Source organism: Pseudonocardia sediminis, assembly GCF_004217185.1.
GTDB lineage: Bacteria > Actinomycetota > Actinomycetes > Mycobacteriales > Pseudonocardiaceae > Pseudonocardia > Pseudonocardia sediminis.
In genome coordinates this window covers 5,471,716-5,491,904 of sequence record NZ_SHKL01000001.1, presented here as the reverse complement: position 1 = coordinate 5,491,904, position 20,189 = coordinate 5,471,716, and the positions used below count along the sequence as shown (strand labels likewise).

The following is a 20,189-nucleotide window of genomic DNA, read 5'->3' as shown; positions in this document are numbered from 1 at the left end:
GACGAGAGTGCCGTTCGCTGGACGGGTGTGCGGATCCGTCACCGCGCCCCGGCGTCCGTCCCGACGTAGCATCGAGGGCGATGACTGCCTACGTAACGACCAACCCGACCACGGGCAAGACCGAGAAGCAGTTCGACGAGCTGAGCGACGGCGCCGTCACCGGCGTCCTGGCCGAGTCGGCCGGCGCCTTCCCGAGCTGGCGGGCGACCTCCGTCGCCGACCGCGCGGCGATCCTGAACGCCGTCGCCGACGCCTACGACGCCCGCTCCGACGAGCTGGCCACGCTGATCGCCACCGAGATGGGCAAGCCGGTCAAGCAGGCCGCCGGTGAGGTCGGGCTCGCCTCGGCCATCTACCGCTGGTACGCCGAGCACGCCGCGGAACTGCTGACCTCGGAGACCCTGGACCCGCAGGGCGCCCAGGAGTCGCTGGTCGAGACCGGGCCGATCGGGCCCCTGGTCGGCGTCATGCCCTGGAACTTCCCGTACTACCAGGTGGCGCGGTTCGTGGCGCCGAACCTGATGGTCGGCAACACGATCATCCTCAAGCACGCCCCGATCTGCGCGGCGTCGGCCGAGGTCATGGCCGAGATCTTCCACACCGCGGGCGTCCCCGAGGCCGTCTACATCAACGTGTACGCGACCAACGAGCAGATCGCCGACATGATCGCCGACCCGCGGGTGCAGGGCATCTCGCTGACCGGCAGCGAGCGGGCGGGAGCCTCGGTCGCCGAGACGGCCGGGCGGAACCTGAAGAAGGCCGTGCTCGAGCTCGGCGGTTCCGACGCGTTCATCGTGCTCGACGACGCCGACCTCGCCGCGACGGCCACCACCGCGGCCAAGGCGCGGCTGTCCAACACCGGCCAGGCCTGCAACTCGCCGAAGCGGATGATCGTGAGCAACGACCGGTTCGACGAGTTCGTCTCGACCGTCGTCGGGGTCTTCGAGTCCGCACAGGTCGGCGACCCCCTGGACCCGGGCACCCGGGTCGGTCCGCTGTCGTCGGTCGCGGCGCGCGACGGCGTCGTGGCGCAGGTCAAGCGTGCGGTCGAGCAGGGCGCCACCCTGCACACCGGCGGCGACGCGGTCGAGGGCGACGGCGCGTTCATGCGCCCGGCCGTGCTCACCGGCGTCACCAAGGACATGGACGCCTACTCGGAGGAGATCTTCGGGCCGGTCGCCGTGGTCTACGGCGTCGACTCCACCGACGAGGCCGTCAAGCTCGCCAACGACGTCGCGTTCGGGCTCAGCGGCTCGGTGTGGAGCAGCGATATCGAACGTGCCCAGCAGATCGCCGACCAGCTCGACGTGGGGATGGCCTACGTCAACGAGCACGGCACGACGCTGCCCGGCCTGCCCTTCGGTGGCGTGAAGCGTTCCGGCTTCGGACGCGAGCTCGGCCGGTGGGGCATGGGCGAGTTCGTCAACACCCGCCTGCGCCGTACCGCCAAGGCTCCGAGCTGATCCTGCGTACGGTGGAGGCATGAGCTTCCTGGGTGAGCTGTTCCCGCGGCCGAAGGTGCACGACGACGCCGACGCCTCGGCCGACGGGCAGCGGTTCCGGATCGGGGAGATCGACCTGGACTCCGGCGTCGTCCAGCTGCGCCCGGCCCGTCCGGCCGAGCAGGCGGACGACGAGCCCGCCGCGGAACGCTGACGCAGAACCCACTCGGCGCCTGCCCGCGCACCTCGCCCGATCCCGCGCACCGAACCGGTCCGCGCGCGGTCCGCGAGGTGCGCGGCAGCCGGTGGAGTGCGCGGGAGGGCCGCCGGACATCGGCGGACATCGGCGGACGGCGTTACGCGGGGGTGTGGCGGAGCTGGTCCTGGCGCACCCAGGTGGCGTGGAAGCCCAGCGGCACCCGCTGCGGCAGCCGCACCCGGGCGACCGGGCCCGCGGCCAGGTCGGAGGCGTCGAGGATCTCGACCTCGGAGCGGCCGTCGCGCTCGTCGGTGACGAACGAGACCAGGTAGCCGTCGTCGTCGCCGGTGCTGCCGTCGCGCGGGGCGAACGGGGCCTCGCTGCCGAAGCGGCCCGGCCCGAAGAAGTGGTCCTGGCGTTCCCCGGTGACGCGGTCGCGGCGCAGCAGCCCGGAGAACCGGACGGTCTCGTGGTCGGCGATGTGCACGCCGTAGGAGTGGCGGTACCCGGCACCTCCCTGGGCGCGGGTGTCGATCGAGGGGAACTCGGTGTTCGCGTCGTCGAGCTGCGTCTCGGTGGTGGTGCCGGTGTGCAGGTCGAACACGTAGCGGTGCAGCCGGGCGTCGAGGCGCAGATAGCCGAGCAGCTTGCCGATCGGGCCCGGACGGGTCGGTCTCGGCTCCGGGCGGGTGACCCGGCAGACGTCGAGGACGACGGTGTCGTGCCCGGCCGCGGAGCGCTCCTCCCAGGCCCCGACCACGTGGTAGATGTAGCAGGGCTCGGCGTCGAACCAGCGGATCTCCGCCGACGCGCCCCGGCGGGGGATGACCCCGAACCGGGCCGGTATCGACCGGTCGAAGAGGAGCTTGTGCCGGCCCTTCCGGGCGGCCTCGGGGTCGGCGACGAGCGGCAGGTCCATCAGCACCGAGTGGTTCTCGGTGATCGCCATGTCGTGCGGCATCCGCGGGCCGGGCAGCTCGATCGGGACCTCGTGCTCGATCGCCCCGGACGGCCCGACGACGCCGTAGCGCAGCAGCGGGTCGCGCGCGCCGTAGTCGAACCACATGAGCTCGCCGGTGCGCTCGTCGAGCTTCGGGTGGGCCATCACGTCGCCGTGCAGGGTGTCCAGGAACGTCTCGGCGCCGAGCGTCTCGAGCGACAGCGGGTCCATCGACACCGGCTCGCCGCACAGGTACCAGGTGGCCAGCACGCGTCCGCGGTGGAACGTCAGGTCGGTGTTCGCGGTGTCCTTGTAGGGCAGCCCGCGCGCCGTGCCGACCGGGTTGCCGGCGGGCGACTCGACCATCCCGGTCCACAGCGGGTGCCCGGCGGCCTCCTCGCGGGACAGGCCGCGGGTGCGGACGTAGCGGTTGCGGTAGCGGGCGGTGCCGTTCTCGAACGAGATCGCGTGCACCATGCCGTCGCCGTCGAACCAGTGGTAACGACCGGTCACGTCGAAGCGCGGGTTCGGGCCGTTGCGCAGGTAGACGCCGTTGAGGTCGCGCGGGATCTCGCCGATCACCTCGAGGTCGTCGGCGGTGATCTCGTCGCGGACGGGGGCGAAGACGCCCAGCAGGTAGGGGTTCGGCTCGTCGGGCTGCGCCGCGGTGCCGTCCGGACGTTCCTGGACGTCGGTCACGTCGCCCACCTCCGTCGTCGGAAGAAGTACGTCCTCGTGCGAGCCGAGGGACGAACGGCCGGCCGGTGCGGCGACGGCCTCCCCCTCTGACGGGCCGTCGCCGGCACCGGCCGGCTGTCCCGTGGATCGAACCCCCCTGTCGATCCACCTCTGCCGGGCGTGTCCTTCGATCGTGAACTTCGATCAGCAGAGCCAGGTCTCACGGTACGATCATGAACAGGTTTGGTCAAGGTGAACGGGATCGTCGTGGGTGCGGATCAGAGGGAGACGGGTGCCGGGAGGAGCTCCGGCGGAGCGGGCCTGGGCACCGTCGGACGCACGCTCGGGGTGCTCGCCGACACCTGGACGCTGCTGATCCTGCAGCGTGCGTTCCTGGGCGTCAGCCGCTACGCGGGCTGGCGCGAGACCCTGAACATCTCCGACGCGACCCTGACCGCGCGGCTGCGGTCGATGACCGACGACGGCCTGCTGCGCACCCGTCCGTACCGGGAGGGCGGGCGGGCCCGGCTGGAGTACCGGCTGACCGAGCGGGGCCTCGACACCTGGCGGCTCCTGCTGGCCACCTGGGCCTGGGAGCGGGCGTGGGTGCCGCGCGAGGTGCCGCTGCCCGACATCGTGCACCGCGAGTGCGGCCGGTCCTCCGACATCGTGCTGTGCTGCGCGCACTGCGGTGAGCCGGTCGGGCCGCAGGACACGGCGGTGAGCATCTCCGGGGCGGTCGCCGGGCGGGGAGGACTCGCCCGGGTCCATCCGCGCCGCACCCGCGGACGGCTGCCCGACGATCCCCTCTCGTTGCTGCCCGGCGCGATGGAGATCATCGGGGACCGCTGGGGCGCGACGGTGCTGGGTGCGTGCCTGGTCGGCGTCCGGACGTTCACCGACTTCGAGGCCCACCTGTCGATCTCGCCGGAGGTGCTGGCCGACCGGCTGCGGAGGTTCGTCGAGCTCGGGATCCTGGTCCGCACCGGCGACCACGGCTACCGGCTGACCGAGAAGGGCCGGGCCGGGTTCCAGATCCACGCCTGCCTGGTCGACTGGGCGAACCGCTGGCAGGCCGTCGACGGTGCGCCGGTCGATCTCGACATCTCCCACCGCGCCTGCGGCCGCTCACTGCGGGTCCGGCTCGACTGTGTGGCCTGCGGGGCCCCGTTCGGGCGGGGCTCCGTCGAGCCGCCGCCGGGGACGGCGGGGGCGTGACCGGCTGTCGGCCGGACTCCTCCGGTGGGGACAATGGGGTCATGACCGAGCCCTCCGCCTCCCGCCCCCGGGTGCTCTCCGGGATCCAGCCGACCGCCGACTCGTTCACACTCGGCAACTACCTCGGTGCGCTGCGGCAGTGGGTGGCCCTGCAGGACGACCACGACGCGTTCTACTGCGTCGTCGACCTGCACGCGATCACGGTCGAGCACGACCCGGAGCTCCTGCGCCGGCGGACCCGGGTGGCCGCGGCCCAGCTGCTCGCCATCGGCCTGGACCCCGACCGGTGCTCGCTGTTCGTGCAGTCGCACGTCGCCGAGCACGCCCGGCTGAGCTGGGTGCTCGAGTGCCTGACCGGGTTCGGCGAGGCCGGCCGGATGACGCAGTTCAAGGACAAGGCCGCCCGCCAGGGCACCGACCGCGCCACCGTCGGGCTGTTCACCTACCCGGTGCTGCAGGCCGCGGACATCCTGCTCTACCAGGCCGACCAGGTCCCGGTGGGCGAGGACCAGCGCCAGCACCTGGAGCTGACCCGCAACCTCGCGCAGCGGTTCAACTCCCGGTTCGGTGACACGTTCACCGTCCCCGAGCCCTACATCCCGCGGGAGACCGCGAAGATCTACGACCTGCAGACGCCGGAGAAGCAGATGTCGAAGTCGCTGCCCGGCAACGGTTGCGTCTTCCTGCTCGACGAGGCGAAGGCCACCACGAAGAAAATCAAGTCCGCGGTCACCGACACCGGGCGCGAGGTCGTCTTCGACGCGGGTAACAAGGCGGGCGTGTCCAACCTGCTGACGATCCTGTCCGCGCTGACCGGCCGGAAGATCGCCGAGCTGGAGTCCGACTTCGCGGGGCGCGGGTACGGCGACCTCAAGGGCGAGGTCGCGGCCGCGGTGACCGACACGGTGGGCCCGATCCAGAAACAGGCGCAGGAGTACCTCGACGACCCGGCCGAGCTCGACCGCCTCCTCGCCCGCGGTGCCACCCGTGCGCGTGAGGTCGCCGGCGCGACATTGGCGCAGGTTCACGAGAGGATCGGCTTCCTACCGCCGACCGGATGATTTTGGGGGACCGCCGTGGCGACCGACACGAAGCCGGGAGCGAGGCTCGAGCACGAGTCCGACGACACCGGTGACGCCGAGCCCACGGCGTTGGAGAAGGCGCGCGAGCGCTACCCCTGGCTGGACCACCTGGTCCGGGCCGGGGCGCGCTACACCGAGAACCACGGCGACCACTACGCGGCGGCGATCACCTACTTCAGCATCCTGGCGCTGGTGCCGCTGCTGATGGTCGCGTTCGCGGTGGCCGGGTTCGTGCTGCGCGGGTCGCCGGAGCTGCTGATGACGTTGCGCGACGGGATCCGGACCTCGGCGCCGGCCGGGATCGGCGACCTGCTGGGCGGCATCGTGGACACCGCGATCGACCGGGCCGGCGCGATCGGGACCGTCGGTCTGCTCGGTGCGCTCTACTCCGGCATCGGATGGATGTCGAACCTGCGCGAGGCGCTGTCCGAGCAGTGGGGCCAGCGCGAGGAGGCGCCGCCGATGCTCAAGCGCATCGGGTTCGACCTCCTGGCCCTCGTCGGCCTGGGCCTGGCGCTGGTCGCGTCGTTCGCGATCTCCGCGATCGGCGGCTCGCTGGGCAAGTTCCTGCTCGGGCTCGTCGGACTCGGTGACGTCGGCTGGGCCCTGTTCCTGCTCCGGGCGGCGACGATCGTGATCGGCATCGCCGCGAACTGGCTGGTCTTCCTCTGGGTGATCGCCCGCCTGCCACGCGAGCCGGTGACCATTCGCAGCGCGATGAAGGCCGCGCTGTTCGGGGCTCTCGGCTTCGAGGTGCTCAAGCAGGTGATGGTCTACTACCTGGGCTCGGTGACGGCCTCGCCTGCCGGCGCCGCGTTCGGCGGCATCCTGGGTCTGCTGGTGTTCATCTTCTTCGCGTCCCGGTTCCTGCTGTTCGTGACGGCGTGGGCCGCCAGCGCCGACGAGGACGACTACGACCCGCGCGAGATCCCGTCGCCGGCCGTCATCCGCCCGCAGTACGTCGTCCGCGAGGGCCCGGGTGCCCTCGCCACCGCCGGCCTGGTCGGAGCCGGTGTCGTCACCGGCCTCCTGGGCCTGCGCGCCTTCGGCTCCCGCCGCCGCCGGGGCTGACCCCGGCGGGTCGTGACGGGGCCGTCGAGTCGATCGGCCGCACCCCGTCCGTCCTGACACGCACCCCTGCCCTTGATCCGCACTTCCCGCAGGTGGTGCGGAGAGGTGAAAGGGGTGCGGATCCGTTCGCCTCCGAGTCGGTCGGGCCGGCACCGGCCCCTTCCGGTCCGTGCCGGGTCGGTTGTCCACATTGTGGTTCGGCTGTCCACAGGCCGGCGATGCACGGGTCCGTCGACCGGTGGCGGTCCGAGACTCGGTGGATGGACTGGATTCCAGGTGAGATGCCCGTTTCCCGATCGGCGCTGGTGGCGTCGGGAGTGACTGATGCCGAGCTACGGCGCGCCCGTTCCGACGGGAGCGTGGTCCGGCCCTGCCGTGGCTCGTACCTGGCCGCGGACGATCCGCGGCTTCGGGATCCGGCGCAACGACATGCTGTCCGGGTGCGGGCGATGGCGCCGCACCTGTCGCCGGACGCCGTCGTCAGCCATCAGTCGGCGGCCGCGTTGCACGGCCTGTGGCTCTGGAATGTCTCGTTCGCTCAGGTGCACGTGACCCGCACCCGTCGCCACGGAGGACGCCGCACCCCGAGCCTGCACGTCCATGCGGCGCCGGCGGACTCGGACGACGTCGTACCGGTCGACGGACTGGCCGTCACCTCCGTCGCGCGCACGGTCGCCGACCTGGCCCGGACGGTGCCGTTCGAGCAGGCGGTCGTGGTGGCGGACTCCGCCCTGCGTCCTGGTGGGGAGCGGCTCGCGGTCACCGTCCCGGATCTGCTCGCAGCGGTCCGGGACGGGCGTGGGCGGACCGGGAACGCCGCCGCCGAACGGGTCGCCCGGTTCGCCGACGGGGTCGCCACCGGTGTGCCCGAGTCCCGCAGCCGGGTCGCGATCCACCGGGCGGGCCTCCCACTGCCGGTGCAGCAACAGCACGTGTACGACTCGTTCGGCGGCTGGCTGGCGACCGTCGACTTCTGGTGGGACGGAGCCCCGGCCGTAGTCGGGGAGTTCGACGGCAGGATCAAGTACGGCCGCTCGCTGCGACCCGGACAGCGTGAGGGGGACGCGGTCTTCGAGGAGAAGATCCGGGAGGACCTGATCCGCGCCGAGGGTCACGCGGTCGTCCGCTGGACCTGGCGCGACCTCGACGACTTCGCCCCGACGGCCCGTCGCCTGGCCCGGGCGCTCCGGATCTGCGAGGCGTGATGGTCCGGATCCGCACCCCTGCCGGCCCTTCGCACCTCCTGCACGAGGTGCGAACCAACGGTAGGGGTGCGGATCGGCCAGGGGTGCGGGTGCGTGGGTCAGCCGCGGCGTCGGCGGCGGAGGGCCAGGGCGGCGCCGGCCAGGACGATCGCCACGACGGCGAGAGCGCCCACGACGAGAGTCACCCCGGGGTCGCTGCCGTCGGCGGGGTCGTTCCGCCTGGTCGTGGACGGTGATCCTGCGCCGGGTGGGCCCGCCCCGGGTGACCCCGCGCCGGGTACCGTTGCGCCGGCACCGACCGTCGTCGTGCCGGGCTCGACCAGCGTGCCGACAGGCTCCGCGGTGCGCGGGACGGTGAAGCCCCAGTCCAACAGCGTGCGGGCGGAGTCGACCATCCGGACGGGGCGCTGCTCGCCGCGCATCAGCACCACGACCAGGCGCCGGCCGTCGCGGTCCACCGCACCGACGAACGTGTGCCGCGCGGCGTCGGTGAACCCGGTCTTGCCGCCGATCGTGCCCGGGGTGCCGAGAAGCGGGTTGTCGTTGGCGATCAGGAAACCGGGCTTGCCCCCGAAGCCGGGGAACGGGGCGGTGCGGGTCAGCATCAGGGCGGCGACCTGCGGGCGGGCGACGGCGGCACGGAACGCGAGCGCCAGGTCGTAGGCCGAGGAGGACATGCCGGGACCGTCGAGTCCGGACGGTGTCGCCGGGCGGGTGTCCAGCGCGCCCAGTTCGCGGGCGGTGTCCTGCATCGCGGCGAGCGTCGCCGGGGTCCCGCCTAGCGTGCGGGCCAGTGCCGAGGCGGTGTCGTTGCCGGAGTTGAGGAGCAGCCCGGTCAGCAGCTGCTGCACCGTGTAGCGGCCGCCGGGGCCGATCCCGGCGCGGCTGCCGTCGATGTTCGCGTCCTCGTCGGTGGCCGTGACGACCCGGTCGGGGTCCAGCCGCGCCGTGGCCACCAGGACCAGGAACAGCTTGAGCGTCGACGCCGGGCGCTGCCGGGCGTGCGGGGCGCGGACGGCGAGCACGGCACCGGAGTCCAGGTCGGCCACGACGTAGCTCGCGATCCCGACCGGCGGGGGAGGAGCGACGCCGACGGCGTGGGCGTCCGCGCACGTCCCCGTCCCACGACCGCCGACCGGCTCGTCGGGCACCGGGAGCGGTGCGACGGCGACGGTCTCCTCCCGCGCGGGCGGTCCCGGCGGGAGGTCCTGGCCAAGGCATCCGGTGCGGGCGGCCGGTGCCGCGGAGGCGACCGGCCCCGTCGCGAGCACCGCGAGTCCGACCAGGACGGACACCGTCAGGAGGGCCGCGCGCCGGACGGGAGGAGCTGCACCGGGCACGGCCGCGGGCTCAGGCGTCGCGTTCGGCGGCCGAGCGGACGGCGTCGAGGGTCCGGCGCATCCCGTCGGCCATCAGGGTCTCGCGGTCCCGGCCGATGATCCCGCTCTTCTGCAGGGCCGTGACCAGCGGGTTCGTCTTCCCGACGCGCTCGCGCCAGTGCGTGACCTTCGTGCCCTCGCCGTCCGGTTCCAGGATCCAGCCCCAGGCGGTGGCGCTCTCGCCGACGACGAACGTGAACCGCGACGGCGGCTCGCACTCGGTGACCCGGCAGTGGGTGTTCCAGCGGATCCGGCCGTGCCGGTTGCTGCCGACGAACCGCGCGCCCGTCTCCGGCCCGCTCGCGCCGTCGCGCCACCGCCCGCCGGTCGCCTCCGGGCTCCACTCGCCCATCCGCGTGATGTCGGTGACCATCCGCCACACCTGCTCCGGAGGGCTCGCGATCGTCGCGGTCGCCTGGTCCATCGCCTACCCCGTCCTGTCGCACGTCATTGCGCCGAACGGACGGTACCGCCCGCCGGGGTCGACAACGGCCGGGACCGCCGATGTCGGGCAACGGCCATCCGCCCGGCGCCCGATCATCACCGCCCCGACGCCCGTGCCGCCATGTGATCGTTGTCGGGCGATCAGGTCACGGCGTCGTTTCGACAGGTGTCATCCGCGCGTGCAACGACTACGGTCCCGCGGGGACCGATCGGCGGGGCTGATGAGGGGGAGGCGTTTTACGTGCGGACGAGACGTGGTGTGACGGTGGTGGCGGTCGCGATGACCGCGGCGCTGGCGCTGGCCGGGTGTGCCCGGGACACCGGCGGCGGGGGAGGCGCGCAGGGCGGGGCGCAGGACTGCACCCGCAACCAGCCGCCCGCGGTGTCCGGAGCGGCGGCCCAGCCCGCGCCGGAGCCGGCCAGGGCCGACGCGAGCAAGCTCAAGGTGGGCCTGGCCTACGACATCGGCGGGCGCGGCGACGCCTCGTTCAACGACGCCGCCGCGGCCGGTATCGACCGGGCGTCCGCGCAGCTGAAGATGCCGAAGGCGACCGAGGCCACCGCCCAGCCCGGCGAGAGCGAGGACGCGGCCGCGAGCCGTCTGCGCCAGCTCGTCGCGGGCGGGCACAACCCGATCATCGCGGTCGGGTTCAACTACGCCGGCGCGCTCTCCGACGTCGCGGCGCAGAACCCGGACGTCAGGTTCGCGATCGTCGACGACGACACCGTCTCGCTGCCCAACGTCACCCCGCTGGTGTTCGCCGAGGAGCAGGGCTCGTTCCTGGTCGGTGCCGCGGCCGCGCTCAAGACCACGACCTGCAAGGTCGGCTTCGTCGGCGGCGTGGACAACCCGCTGATCCAGAAGTTCGCCGCCGGCTACGAGCAGGGCGCCAAGGCCGTCGCGCCGAACATCCAGGTCGACACCAAGTACATCTCCCCGGCCGGCGACACCACCGGGTTCAACGACGCCACCAAGGGCACCGAGATCGCCAAGGGCCAGTACGACGGCGGCTCCGACATCGTGTTCGCCGCGGCCGGCAAGTCCAACCAGGGCGTGTTCTCCGCGGCGCAGACCGGCGGCAAGCAGGCCATCGGCGTCGACTCCGACCAGTACAACTCCCCGCAGCTCGCGCAGGTCAAGGACGTCATCATCACGTCGATGATCAAGCGGGTGGACGTCTCGGTGTACGACTACATCAACGCCGTCGCCGCGAACAACCTGACGACGCTGCCGAAGCGCTTCGACCTCAAGGTCGACGGCGTCGGCTACTCCACGTCCGGCGGGAAGATCGACGACATCAAGCCCCAGCTGGAGGCGTACAAGGCCGCGATCATCGCCGGGCAGATCCAGGTGAAGTCGACGAAGTGAGCACGGACGCGGCGAGCGAGTACGCCGTCGAGCTGCGCGGGATCACCAAGCGGTTCCCGGGCGTGGTGGCGAACTCCGACATCGACCTGGCGGTGCGTCGCGGCGAGGTGCACGCGCTGTGCGGGGAGAACGGGGCCGGCAAGTCGACCCTGATGAAGATCCTCTACGGGATGCAGGGCGCGGACGAGGGCACGATCTCGGTGGACGGCACCGAGGTCGTGTTCCGCACGCCGGCCGACGCCATCGCGGCCGGGATCGGCATGGTGCACCAGCACTTCATGCTGGCCGACAACCTGACCGTCGCGGAGAACGTGCTGCTCGGGGCCGAGCGCTCGCACGGGATCGGCCGGAAGGCCCGGGAGCGGGTCGCCGAGCTGGCCGCGACGGTCGGGCTCGACGCACCGCTGTCCGAGCGGGTGGAGCGGCTCGGGGTGGCCGACCGGCAGCGGATCGAGATCCTCAAGGTCCTCTACCGCGGCGCCCGCACGGTGATCCTCGACGAGCCGACCGCCGTCCTCGTGCCACAGGAGGTCGACGAGCTGTTCGCCACCCTGCGCGCGATGCAGGCGCAGGGGTTCACGTTCCTGTTCATCTCGCACAAACTCGACGAGGTGCGCGCGATCGCGGACACGATCACCGTCATCCGCCGGGGCACGTCGGTCGGCTCGGCCGACCCGGCGACGGTGACCAACCGGGAGCTGGCCGAGATGATGGTCGGCTCCACGCTGCCCACCCCGCAGACGCGGGAGGGAGGCGTCACCGACCGCGAGGTGCTGCGCGTCGAGGGGCTCGGGCTGTCCGACCCGGCCGGTGGGCGCGACCTGCTGAGGGGGATCGACCTGGTCGTGCACGCCGGTGAGGTGCTGGGCATCGCCGGGGTCGAGGGCAACGGCCAGACCGAGCTCGTCGAGTCGGTGATGGGCATGCGCCGGGGGACGCGGGGACGGATCCTGCTCGGCGGCGTCGACGTCAGCGGCGCCGACACGATGGCGCGGCGCGAGGCCGGCGTCGGCTACGTCCCGGAGGACCGCTCGCGGCACGCGCTGCTGCCCGAGCAGCCGCTCTGGGCGAACCGCGTGCTCGGGTTCCAGAGCCGCGCCCCGATCGGACGGCGCGGGCTGATCGACCGGACCGCCGCGCGCACCGACACCGAACGGATCGTCGCCGACTTCGACGTCCGCACCCCGGGCATCGACGTCACCGCCGGTGCCCTGTCCGGGGGAAACCAGCAGAAGCTCGTCGTCGGCCGCGAGCTCTCCGGGGACCCGGTGCTGCTCGTCGCCGCACACCCGACCCGCGGCGTCGACGTGGGGGCGCAGGCCGGGATCTGGGAGGAGCTGCGCCGCGCACGTGCGGCGGGACTGGCGGTGCTGCTGGTCAGCGCGGACCTCGACGAGCTGATCGGCCTGTCCGACACCCTCGCGGTGATCCTCGACGGCCGTCTCGTCGGCACCGCCGACCCGGCCACCGTGACGCCCGAACAGCTCGGCACGGCGATGACGGGGGCGACGGCGTGACCACCGCCGACGTGCTCTTTCCCGCGGAGGCGGCATGACTACAGCGAAGATCCGTTCGGCGGTGCTCGCGCCGGCGCTGGCGGTGCTGGTCGCGGCGCTGCTGTGCGCGGTCGCGCTGCTGGTCAGCGGCGACTCGCCGTTGCAGGCGTTCGGCGTGATGATCTCCCAGCTCGGGTCCGGCACGGTCGCGGTGGACACCGTCAACTCGGCGGCCGTCTACTACATCGCCGCGCTCGCGGTGGCGATCGGCTTCCAGATGAAGCTGTTCAACATCGGCGTCGAGGGCCAGTTCCGGGTCGCGGCGTGCATGGCCGCGATCGTCGGCGGAACGCTGCCGCTGCCACCGGTGCTGCACACGATCGTGATCATCGCCGTGGCCGCGCTGTCCGGGGCGGCGTGGGTCGCGGTCCCGGCGCTGCTCAAGGCCTACCGCGGGGTCAGCGAGGTGATCTCGACGATCATGCTCAACGCCGTCGCGACCGGCCTGATCGCCTACCTGATCAGCACCGACACGTTCGGGCAGCTGGAGGGCAACAACATCACCACGCCGCCGATCGCGCCCAGCGGCTGGTTCCCCGGACTGACGCTGGGGGAGTCCGGGACGCTGTTCGGGATGATCCTGGTCGCCGCCGTGCTCGGTGTCGGCTACTGGTTCCTGCTCGGGCGCACCCGGTTCGGCTTCGAGCTCAAGGCCTCGGGCCAGTCGCCGACGGCGGCCGCGGCCGGCGGGGTGAACGCGCGGCGCATGGTGCTGATCGCGCTGCTGAGCTCGGGCGCGGTCGCCGGGCTGGTCGGGCTGCCGGAGCTGCTCGGGCGCGACCACGCCTACACGCTGACGTCGCCGTCGGGCTACGGGTTCACCGGTATCGCGATCGCGCTGCTCGGCCGCAACCACCCGGTCGGCATCGCGCTCGGTGCGCTGCTGTGGGCCTATCTGGACAAGTCCGCGGTCGCGCTCGACGTCGTCGGCATCCCGCGGGAGATCGTGCTGATCATGCAGGGGTTGATCGTGCTGTCGGTGGTCGTGGCCTACGAGGTGGTGCGCCGGGTCGACCTGCGCGCCGAGCAGCGCCGGGTCGCCGAGGCCGCCCCGGTCGCGCCGCGACCGGCCGGGGTGACGTCGTGACCGCGCTGATGGACCGGGCCACCTCGTGGCGCCCGCCGCGCTGGGCCCGCCCGATCCTGCTCGCCGTCGTCCTCGTCCTGGTCCTCGCGATCACGGTGACGCTGACCGGGCAGACCCAGCTGACCTCCAGCGGCACCTCCGAGGCGGCCGTCCGCCTGGCGTTGCCGATCCTGTTCGCCGCGCTCGGCGGGCTCTGGGCCGAACGCGTCGGGATCATCAACATCGGCCTCGAGGGCATGATGGTGCTGGGCACCTGGGGCGCGGCGTGGGCCGGTTACCAGTGGGGCCCGTGGGCGGCGCTCGTCGGCGGGCTGGCGTTCGGCGCCCTGGGCGGGCTGCTGCACGCCGTCGCCACGGTGACGTTCAACGTCAACCACATCGTCTCCGGCGTCGCGATCACGCTGCTCGGGCTGGGGCTGACGAAGTACCTGTCGACGCTGCTGTTCGAGCCGGTGTCGCAGAACCCGCGCGAGTCGCCCCGGGTGCCGGGCTTCACCGAGTTCTCCGTCCCCGGGCTGTCCGAGGGTCTGCAGTCGGTGGAGCAACAGCAACGGGTGTTCGTCTCCGACGCCGCCGGGCTCCTCGGCGGGCTGGTCACCGGCCTGACGCCGCTGGTGCTGATCGCGGTGGCGCTGGTGCCGATCAGCTACCTGGTGCTGTGGCGGACGGCGTTCGGGCTGCGGCTGCGCTCGGCCGGGGAGTCGCCGGTGGCGGCGGAGTCGCTCGGGGTGAACGTCGTCGCCCACAAGTACGCCGGCGTCGTCGTCTCCGGGGCGCTGGCCGGCCTGGGCGGTGCGGCGCTCGTGCTCAACCCGGGCCAGCTCGGCTACCTGGAGAACCAGGTCGGCGGGCGCGGCTACATCGGGCTCGCCGCGATGATCTTCGGCAACTGGCGTCCGGCCGGGCTGCTGGCCGGGTCGGCACTGTTCGGCTACGTCGACGGGCTGCAGCTGCGCGCCGGGGGCGAGGCCGTGCACGCGCTGCTCTACGGCGCGACGCTGCTCGCCGTCGTGATCGCGGTGCTGTGGGTGGCCCGGCGGCGCTGGGTGCCGGCGGCGATCGCGCTGGTCGCGGGCCTGGCCGTCTACGCGCTGTACTGGGCGATCGACACCGTCCCCACCGAGTTCGCCACCTACGCCCCGCAGCTGGTGACGCTGGTCGTGCTCGCGGCGGCGTCGCAACGTCTGCGACCACCCGCGGCCCTGGGCGCGGAGTACCGGCGCGGGGAGGGCTCCTGATGGCCGGCGGCGGACCGAGCGGGGCCGGGCGCGACATCCTGGGCGACGAGGACCCGGCGGCGGTCCGCGCGGCCCGGCGCGCCGCGCGGCCCTCCCCGGAGGGAACGGCGGGTTCCGTGCCCGACTGGGACGCGCTGCGGGCCGCCGCGGTCGACGCCGCCGCGTCCGCCTACGCCCCCTACTCCGGGCTGCTGGTCGGGGCCGCCGCCCTGTGCGACGACGGTCGCGTCGTGACCGGGTGCAACGTCGAGAACGCCTCGTACGGGCTCGGGGTCTGCGCCGAGGTGACGCTGGCCGGGCAGCTGCGCCTGACCGGCGGCGGGCGCCTCGTCGCGCTGGCCTGCCGTTCCGGTGAGGGCACGCTGCTGATGCCGTGCGGGCGCTGCCGTCAGGTGCTCTACGAGTTCGGCGGGCCGGACTGCCTGTGCGACACCCCGCGCGGACCCCGGCCGATGTCGGAGGTGCTCCCGGACGCGTTCGGGCCGGCTGATCTACCGTCGGACCGTTCGTGATCCGAGGTGTCGGCTGGGCCGACGTGGAGGTGGCTCCGGTGCCGACGTACAGCGCCGTCGACGTGGTGACGGCCAAGCGGGACTGCCGCGAGCTCACCGGCGAGCAGATCGACTGGGTCGTCGGCGCCTACACCCGCGGCGAGGTCGCCGAGGAGCAGATGGCCGCACTGGCGATGGCGATCCTGCTCAACGGCATGGACGGGCGCGAGACGGCCCGCTGGACCCAGGCGATGATCGACTCCGGTGAGCGTCTGGAGCTCGGTGACGTCGGACGCCCGCTGGTCGACAAGCACTCCACCGGCGGCGTCGGCGACAAGATCACCCTGCCGCTGGCCCCGCTCGTCGCGGCCTGTGGCGCCGCCGTACCGCAGCTGTCCGGCCGCGGGCTCGGGCACACCGGCGGGACGCTGGACAAGCTGGAGTCGATCCCGGGCTGGCGTGCGTCGCTCTCGGTCGAGGAGATCACCGCGCAGCTCGCGTCGATCGGCGCGGTGATCTGTGCGACGACGCCGGCGCTGGCCCCGGCCGACCGCAAGCTCTACGCGCTGCGCGACGTCACCGGCACCGTCGAGTCGGTGCCGCTGATCGCCAGCTCGATCATGAGCAAGAAGATCGCCGAGGGCACCGGCGGGCTGGTGCTCGACGTCAAGGTCGGGACCGGGGCGTTCATGAAGACCCGCGCCCGGGCCGGCGAGCTCGCCGACGCGATGACCGCGATCGGCGCCGCCCACGGTCTCCCGACGACGGCGCTGCTCACCGACATGTCGCGCCCGCTGGGCCGCGCGGTGGGCAACGCGCTGGAGGTCGCCGAGTCGGTCGAGGTGCTGCGCGGCGGCGGCCCGGCCGACGTCGTCGAGCTGACCGTGGCGCTGGCCCGGGAGATGCTCGCCCTGGCCGGGATCACCGGCGTCGACCCGGCCCGCGTGCTCGCCGCGGGCGAGGCGTACCCGGTGTGGGAGGCGATGATCGCCGCGCAGGGCGGGGACCCGTCGGCGGCGCTGCCGGTCGCCCGGCACGTCGAGACCGTCGTCGCCGAGCGCGACGGCGTGTTCACCGGCGCGGACGCCCTCGCGGTCGGGACCGCGGCGTGGCGCCTGGGCGCCGGGCGGGCCCGCAAGGAGGACGCGGTGCAGGCCGCCGCCGGTGTGCGGCTGCTCGTCGAGCCCGGCGACCCGGTCAAGCCCGGCACCCCGCTGGCCGAGCTGCACACCGACACCCCGGACCGCATCCCGTCCGCCCGCGCCGCGCTCGAGGGCGCCGCACTGCTGATCACGAACGACCCGGGCGACCGCGTCGCCCGCACCCTGGTCCTGGACACCCTGCGACCCGCCTGACCCCCGCCGGGGCGTACACCCGCGGGGGCGATACGGGCCCACAACGCGCCGGGCGGACACCCGTGATCGCGGCGGGACGCGGGGGTGGAGGGGACGGACGGCACGGGTCCGGACGAAAGGGGCGGCGGCCGGAGGCGGCTGAGAGAACCCCGGCACGGATCCGGCACGATGGGCGACGATGCGTGAGGATCGACGTCCCCCGATGCCCCCTGGACCAGGGGGGACTTCGCCGCGCCCGGTCCCGCCCGAGAACGCGGGCGAGGTGACGGTGCCGGTCTCCCGGCCGGTGACCCCCGGCGAGGACCCGACGGCGCCGCTGGACCCGGTCCGCACAGCGCCCGCCCCGGACTCGGACCCGGGTTCGGCTTCGGGTTCGGCCTCGGAGGGGGCCGGGTCGCTCGTCCGGTCGTCGAGCCTGATCGCGATCGCCAGCCTCGTCAGCCGCCTGACCGGCTTCCTGCGCAACCTCGCGCTCGTCGCCGTCCTCGGGCTGGCCGTCGTCAACGACTCCTACACGGTGTCGAACACGCTGCCCAACATCGTCTACGAGCTGCTGCTCGGTGGCGTGCTGACCAGCGTCATGATCCCGGTGCTGGTCCGCGCGCAGACCGACGACGCCGACGGCGGTGACGCGTTCACCCGGCGGCTGCTCACCGTCGTCGGGGTGGGGTTGTTCGTCGCGACGTTGATCGCGATGCTGGCCGCGCCGCTGCTGACCCGGCTCTATCTCGGCTCCGGCGACTCCGGCCAGGCGAACCCCGAGCTGGCGACGGCGTTCGCCTGGCTGCTGCTGCCGCAGATCTTCTTCTACGGCATCGGTGCGCTGCTCGGGGCCGTGCTCAACTCCAAGGGCGTGTTCGGCCCGTTCGCCTGGGCGCCGGTGCTGAACAACGTCGTGATGCTGCTCGTGCTCGGCGTCTACGTGTTCGTCCCCGGCGAGATCTCCACCGATCCGGTCCGGATGGGCGACCCGAAGCTGCTGGTCCTGGGTCTGGGGACGACGCTGGGCATCGTCGTGCAGGCCGTCGTCCTGATCCCGGCGATGCGCCGGATCGGGTTCCGCTACCGGCCGTCGTGGGGCTGGGACCCGCGCCTGACGCTCGCCGGCGGGATGGCGCTGTGGATCGTCGGCTACGTGCTCGCCGGGCAGGCCGGCTACATCGTCACCACCCGCGTCGCGGCGGGCGCCGACGGCGGTTCGGTCTCGACGTACCAGAACGCGTGGCTGCTGCTCCAGGTCCCGTACGGCGTGCTCGGGGTGTCCCTGCTGACCGCGCTGATGCCCCGGATGAGCCGGGCCGCGGCCGAGGGGAACACCGGCCAGGTCACCACCGACCTGTCGCTGGGCGCGCGGCTGTCCACGGTCGGGCTGATCCCGATCGCGGCCCTGCTGACGGTGTTCGGCACCGAGCTCGGGGTCGCCCTGTTCTCGATCGGTGCCGGCAGCGGGACCGGGGCGTCACGCCTCGGCGCGACCGTCGCCGCCTCGGCGTTCGGGCTGCTGCCCTACGCGGTGACGATGCTGCAGATGCGCGTGTTCTACGCGATGACCGACTCCCGCACCCCGACGCTGATCCAGATCGGCATGATCGTGGTGAAGATCCCGCTCCTGCTGCTGTGCCCGGTGCTGCTGCCGCCGGAGCAGGTGGTGCTCGGCCTCGCCGCGGCGAACGGGGTCTCCTTCGTCGTCGGGGCCGTCATCGGGCAGGTGCTGCTCGCGCGGCGCCTGGGCCGGGTCCGCACCCGCGAGGTGCTCTCCACGCTCTGGCGGACGACCGCGGCCTCGGTCGTCGGCGCGGCCCTGGCCTGGGTGGTCGGACGGCTGCTGGCCAACGGGCCGCTCGACGGCTGGCCCCCGGTCGGACAGGCGTGGGTCCTCCTCGCCGTCGGCGCGGTGATCGCCCTGCCGGTGACGGTCCTGATGATGCGCGTCCTGCGCGTGGCCGAGCTCGACACGGTGTTCAAGCGCTTCTCCCGCCGCTGACGCGCCCACCTCGCACACCCTGTGGTGTCCTCGCACAGGTTCGACCCTGTGCGAGGACACCGGAACCTGTGCGAGGTCAGGTCAGCCGGGCCGCGAGACCGTCGAGCTCCACCTCCGGCCCGAAGGTGGAGCTCTCGTCGGTGACCTGCTGTGGATCGCACACGGCTGCCGCACCCCGTGCACGGGGTGCGGCAGCCGGTGGTGCTCTACGGACGCGTGGGGCTCAGTCGTCCGGGTCGTCGCCGACCAGGTCGGAGGCCGAGGCGCCGTTCTGGCTCTTCACCGCTCCGGCCTTCGCCCGGGCGGCCCGGCGCTGCGCCGGGCGGGGCGGCGGCGGGGGTTGCTGCTGGGAGTACTGCGCCCCGCGGCCCATGATCAGCTCCGCGAACGTGGCCATGGCCTCGTCGAGCTGGCTGGAGTTGCGGCGCTCGGACTCCTCGTTGGCCCTGGCCACCAGCTCGGTCACCGACGAGGTGTCCGGGCGGGCTCGCAGCGCGGAGTCGATCTCGCCGAGCCGCGAGTCGACCGACCCGCCGATCTCGCCGATCTTCCCGTCGAGCCCGGTCTCGACCGAGTCGAGGCGGCCGCCGATCTGCTCGAGCTTCTCGGTCAGCGCGTCGATCCGCTCGGTCAGCGCGTCGAACGCCGGCGTCGGGTCGACGGCCGGGCGCCCGGCCAGGTCCTCGAGGCGGCGGTGCAGGCCGACCGAGGTGTCGCCGAGCAGGTTGCGCAGGCCCTCGCCGGTCTCCTCGAACGAGTGCACGGCTGCGTCGAGCTGGTCCTTGACCTGGCGCTCGATGCCGTCGACGCGCTCCTTGATCGGGGTGGCGACGGCGTTGGGCATCGCGTCGAGGCGCATCTCGTGCCGGTCGAGGCGGTTGTCCAGGTCGTCGAGGCGCTTGTGCAGCCCGCCGAGGCGGTCGTCGAGGCCGTCCATCCGGCCGGAGACGCCCTCGAGGCGTCCGCCCATGCCGTCGAGGCGGCCGTCGAGCTGGGCGAAGGGCTTGGCCAGCTTGTCCGGGAGGGACTCGATCGCGCGGGTGATCGCGCCGAGCGCGACCTCCTGGTTGTCCAGCTTGGACACGGTCTCGTCGAGACGCTCGGCCAGGACGCCGACCTCGGCCCGGTCGGGGAGCTCGGTGAGCTTCTTGCGGACGGTGCCGATGGCGTCCAGCGCCGCGAGGCGGGCGTGGATCTCGTCCAGGGAGTCGAAGATCTGCTGCTGTTCGCTGTCGCGGATCTCGGCCGCACGCGTCAGCATGCCGCGCATCCGGTCGAACGAGAGGTTCGAGTTGTCGCTCATGGCACCGCCGCGTTTCCTCTGAGCCAGATGGGGAGTACTCAGAGGGTAGCGACCGCCGTCCGGGGGTCGACGGACGGTCACCGGGTTGGGCCGTACGGGCGTACCGGGCGACCCGGATCGGGCTGCCCACCAGCATGTTCTACCGTTC

General features: G+C 73.0%; 17 protein-coding genes. 13 read left to right on the top strand and 4 right to left on the bottom strand.

Features of this window, described 5'->3' with window-relative positions:
- The first annotated feature begins 80 nt into the window (after positions 1–80).
- The gene (locus tag EV383_RS25675; RefSeq protein WP_130292300.1) at positions 81–1,463 is read left to right on the top strand and encodes an NAD-dependent succinate-semialdehyde dehydrogenase; all 1,383 of its coding nucleotides are present in this window, start codon (positions 81–83) and stop codon (positions 1,461–1,463) included.
- A gap of 19 nt (positions 1,464–1,482) precedes the next feature.
- Positions 1,483–1,656: a hypothetical protein gene (locus EV383_RS31450; RefSeq protein ID WP_165438502.1), complete on the top strand. Its 174-nt coding sequence runs from the start codon at positions 1,483–1,485 to the stop codon at positions 1,654–1,656.
- Positions 1,657–1,798: 142 nt separating this feature from the next.
- Here EV383_RS31450 and EV383_RS25670 read toward each other — a convergent pair whose 3' ends face one another.
- Entirely contained in the window at positions 1,799–3,280 is a 1,482-nt protein-coding gene (locus tag EV383_RS25670) for a carotenoid oxygenase family protein (RefSeq protein ID WP_130292299.1), read from the bottom strand.
- A gap of 246 nt (positions 3,281–3,526) precedes the next feature.
- Here EV383_RS25670 and EV383_RS25665 point away from each other — a divergent pair, with 246 nt between their 5' ends.
- The 4 genes from EV383_RS25665 (at position 3,527) to EV383_RS25650 (ending at position 7,835) form a co-directional block, all read left to right on the top strand.
- On the top strand, positions 3,527–4,477 hold the full coding sequence (locus EV383_RS25665; protein ID WP_165438501.1) for a winged helix-turn-helix transcriptional regulator: 951 nt from the start codon (positions 3,527–3,529) through the stop codon (positions 4,475–4,477).
- Between the two features lie 41 nt (positions 4,478–4,518).
- Positions 4,519–5,538: a tryptophan--tRNA ligase gene (trpS, locus tag EV383_RS25660; protein WP_130292297.1), complete on the top strand. Its 1,020-nt coding sequence runs from the start codon at positions 4,519–4,521 to the stop codon at positions 5,536–5,538.
- A 15-nt stretch (positions 5,539–5,553) separates the two neighbouring features.
- Positions 5,554–6,630, top strand: coding sequence for an inner membrane protein YhjD (yhjD, locus tag EV383_RS25655; protein WP_341273746.1), 1,077 nt, complete (start codon positions 5,554–5,556; stop codon positions 6,628–6,630).
- Positions 6,631–7,079: 449 nt separating this feature from the next.
- Positions 7,080–7,835, top strand: coding sequence for a hypothetical protein (locus EV383_RS25650; protein ID WP_130292296.1), 756 nt, complete (start codon positions 7,080–7,082; stop codon positions 7,833–7,835).
- A gap of 98 nt (positions 7,836–7,933) precedes the next feature.
- On the opposite strand, the gene EV383_RS25645 is transcribed toward EV383_RS25650, so the two are convergent.
- Together EV383_RS25645 and EV383_RS25640 are read right to left on the bottom strand one after the other, a co-directional pair.
- Positions 7,934–9,130, bottom strand: a complete 1,197-nt coding sequence (locus tag EV383_RS25645; protein WP_242623313.1) for a D-alanyl-D-alanine carboxypeptidase family protein — start codon at positions 9,128–9,130, stop codon at positions 7,934–7,936.
- Between the two features lie 55 nt (positions 9,131–9,185).
- Complete coding sequence (locus EV383_RS25640; protein WP_130292295.1) at positions 9,186–9,638, bottom strand: SRPBCC family protein; 453 nt, start codon at positions 9,636–9,638, stop codon at positions 9,186–9,188.
- A gap of 300 nt (positions 9,639–9,938) precedes the next feature.
- Between EV383_RS25640 and EV383_RS25635 the strand changes: the two genes are divergently transcribed.
- The 7 genes from EV383_RS25635 to murJ all read left to right on the top strand — a co-directional run bounded on the left by EV383_RS25635 (position 9,939) and on the right by murJ (position 18,738).
- The gene (locus tag EV383_RS25635) at positions 9,939–11,027 is read left to right on the top strand and encodes a BMP family lipoprotein (RefSeq protein ID WP_130295027.1); all 1,089 of its coding nucleotides are present in this window, start codon (positions 9,939–9,941) and stop codon (positions 11,025–11,027) included.
- A complete protein-coding gene (locus EV383_RS25630; RefSeq protein WP_130292294.1) occupies positions 11,024–12,544 on the top strand; it encodes an ABC transporter ATP-binding protein in 1,521 nt (506 codons plus the stop codon). The genes EV383_RS25635 and EV383_RS25630 overlap by 4 nt, the downstream gene beginning before the upstream one ends.
- 34 nt (positions 12,545–12,578) lie before the next feature.
- Positions 12,579–13,670 (top strand): ABC transporter permease, encoded by a 1,092-nt coding sequence (locus tag EV383_RS25625; protein ID WP_130292293.1) that lies wholly within the window; start codon positions 12,579–12,581, stop codon positions 13,668–13,670.
- An 8-nt stretch (positions 13,671–13,678) separates the two neighbouring features.
- The gene (locus EV383_RS25620) at positions 13,679–14,908 is read left to right on the top strand and encodes an ABC transporter permease (RefSeq protein ID WP_130295025.1); all 1,230 of its coding nucleotides are present in this window, start codon (positions 13,679–13,681) and stop codon (positions 14,906–14,908) included.
- A gap of 116 nt (positions 14,909–15,024) precedes the next feature.
- Complete coding sequence (locus EV383_RS25615; RefSeq protein ID WP_242623512.1) at positions 15,025–15,420, top strand: cytidine deaminase; 396 nt, start codon at positions 15,025–15,027, stop codon at positions 15,418–15,420.
- Positions 15,421–15,458: 38 nt separating this feature from the next.
- A complete protein-coding gene (locus tag EV383_RS25610) occupies positions 15,459–16,754 on the top strand; it encodes a thymidine phosphorylase (protein WP_130292291.1) in 1,296 nt (431 codons plus the stop codon).
- Between the two features lie 268 nt (positions 16,755–17,022).
- Entirely contained in the window at positions 17,023–18,738 is a 1,716-nt protein-coding gene (gene murJ / locus EV383_RS25605; protein ID WP_242623312.1) for a murein biosynthesis integral membrane protein MurJ, read from the top strand.
- 223 nt (positions 18,739–18,961) lie between these two features.
- On the opposite strand, the gene EV383_RS25600 is transcribed toward murJ, so the two are convergent.
- A complete protein-coding gene (locus EV383_RS25600; protein WP_130292289.1) occupies positions 18,962–20,041 on the bottom strand; it encodes a coiled-coil domain-containing protein in 1,080 nt (359 codons plus the stop codon).
- Between the last annotated feature and the right edge of the window lie 148 nt (positions 20,042–20,189).

Coding starts and splice junctions, on each gene's coding strand:
- EV383_RS25635 (WP_130295027.1), top strand. CDS start 9,939: ATGACCGCGGCGCTGGCGCTGGCCGGGTGTGCCCGGGACACCGGCGGC.
- EV383_RS25620 (WP_130295025.1), top strand. CDS start 13,679: ATGGACCGGGCCACCTCGTGGCGCCCGCCGCGCTGGGCCCGCCCGATC.
- EV383_RS25650 (WP_130292296.1), top strand. CDS start 7,080: ATGGCGCCGCACCTGTCGCCGGACGCCGTCGTCAGCCATCAGTCGGCG.
- trpS (WP_130292297.1), top strand. CDS start 4,519: ATGACCGAGCCCTCCGCCTCCCGCCCCCGGGTGCTCTCCGGGATCCAG.
- EV383_RS31450 (WP_165438502.1), top strand. CDS start 1,483: ATGAGCTTCCTGGGTGAGCTGTTCCCGCGGCCGAAGGTGCACGACGAC.
- EV383_RS25600 (WP_130292289.1), bottom strand. CDS start 20,041: ATGAGCGACAACTCGAACCTCTCGTTCGACCGGATGCGCGGCATGCTG.
- EV383_RS25675 (WP_130292300.1), top strand. CDS start 81: ATGACTGCCTACGTAACGACCAACCCGACCACGGGCAAGACCGAGAAG.
- EV383_RS25640 (WP_130292295.1), bottom strand. CDS start 9,638: ATGGACCAGGCGACCGCGACGATCGCGAGCCCTCCGGAGCAGGTGTGG.
- EV383_RS25625 (WP_130292293.1), top strand. CDS start 12,579: ATGACTACAGCGAAGATCCGTTCGGCGGTGCTCGCGCCGGCGCTGGCG.